Origin of the sequence: Bradyrhizobium campsiandrae, assembly GCF_014529705.1 — a bacterium.
GTDB classification, from domain to species: domain Bacteria; phylum Pseudomonadota; class Alphaproteobacteria; order Rhizobiales; family Xanthobacteraceae; genus Bradyrhizobium; species Bradyrhizobium campsiandrae.
On sequence record NZ_JAANIH010000417.1, the window covers coordinates 1 to 242 of the forward strand.

1 protein-coding gene is annotated in these 242 nt (G+C 64.5%); it reads right to left on the reverse strand.

Features of this window, described 5'->3' with window-relative positions; translation table 11 throughout:
* Positions 1-115: 115 nt before the first annotated feature.
* Positions 116-242 (reverse strand): DUF736 family protein (locus tag G8O24_RS43735; RefSeq protein ID WP_188108500.1); only part of this gene is annotated, 127 nt, incomplete at its 5' end.

Below are 242 nucleotides of genomic sequence, written 5' to 3' on the forward strand. Positions count from 1 at the left end.
TCGTTGGCTGGTGGCCGCGGTTTTCAAGGGCTTTTGTGGCGGCGACACTCCGCATAATCCCGTGGAGAGAAGCCGCGGCGCCTCGCTCGAGGCGAGGCGCCGCAAGGCCTGCGGATCAGCGCGACCAGATCAGCGCACACTCGCCATCGTCGCCTTCGAAGAGGTTGGCGTAGATGGGCGCCGTGAAGGACGGATCGTCGAGCTTGACCGAGTGGTAGGAGCGATTGTCCTTCGAAGTCCGG